At 62.6% G+C, this 1,070-nt stretch carries 1 protein-coding gene; it reads right to left on the bottom strand.

Going from position 1 to position 1,070, the window contains the following annotated elements:
- Positions 1-15: 15 nt before the first annotated feature.
- Positions 16-978 carry an IS30 family transposase gene (locus tag P1K89_RS33285; RefSeq protein ID WP_439898073.1) on the bottom strand — a complete coding sequence of 321 codons (963 nt, stop codon included), beginning with the start codon at positions 976-978 and terminating at the stop codon, positions 16-18.
- Positions 979-1,070: the final 92 nt, after the last annotated feature.

The following is a 1,070-nucleotide window of genomic DNA, read 5'->3' as shown; positions in this document are numbered from 1 at the left end:
TCACGAATTGCCAAACTAAGCGCAACACCACCGAGCATACGCCTCGCTAGGTGTATCGAATCCGAGAACCTTTCTCGGCCTGTCGTTGAGCTCTCGCTCGATCGCGTTGCACTGACGCTGTGTCACTCCTCTGAAGCACATGCCTTTGGGCAAGTACTGCCGGATCAGCCCATTCGTGTTCTCGTTCGTCCCCCTCTCCCAAGAGTGATACGGCTGCGCGAAGTAGATCTGGATCCCAAGCTCTTCCTGCAGCTGCTTGAACCCGTGGAACTCGGTCCCGTTGTCCAGCGTCAGGCTCTTCATCTTCAGCAGTCCTTGCCTGATCTGCCTCGTCAGCGCCTTGTTCACTTCGCTGGCCTGGCGCGCCGGCAGCTTGATGATCCTCGTCCATCGCGTCATCCTCTCCACCAGCGTCAGCAGGCAGTGCCGCCCGTCCTTGCCCATCACCGTGTCGCCTTCCCAGTGCCCGAACTCACGCCGCTGTGACACGCGCGCCGGCCTCCGGCTGATCGGCGTCTTGCCCCTCATCCTTCCTCGGTGATCCACCACTCGGTAGCCCTTGCGATAGCGCCGGCTCAGCTGCCTCGTCCTGTGCCACAGCGAGCCGCCCGCAGCCTTGTCCTGGCGCACCCAGCGGTAGATCGTCGTCGTGCCTATGCTCAGCTGCTGCAGCTTGCGCAGCCTTCGGCTAATCTGCTCCGGGCTCCACCGGCGCTTCATCAGTTCGTGCACCAGCTCCACTTGCGCCGCCTCAAACTGCGTCCCCCGGCGGCTTCGCCAGCGCCGTCCCCTCGCGTAGCTGTCTGCCTTGTCCACTCGGTACCGCCCGTCGCTGCTATCCGCGTTGCGCCTGAGCTCCCGGCTGATCGTCGACGGACTCCTCTTCAGCATCTTGGCGATCGCTCGCACGCTCTCCCCGCTGGACTTGTGCCTCGCGATCAGATAGCGTTCCCCGTAGGTGAGTTGGTGATACTCCATGCTGCAACCCTTCCTGCCCGAAGAGAAGCGGCTAGTCTCCAACTCACCGCCCCCCTTCGCAAAGTTGTTGCACTTCGCCTGGTAATCCGCCC

Source organism: Aquabacterium humicola, from assembly GCF_030167915.1.
In the GTDB taxonomy this organism is placed as follows: Bacteria; Pseudomonadota; Gammaproteobacteria; order Burkholderiales; family Burkholderiaceae_C; genus Pseudaquabacterium; species Pseudaquabacterium humicola.
This window is presented reverse-complemented; position numbering and strand designations above follow the sequence as displayed.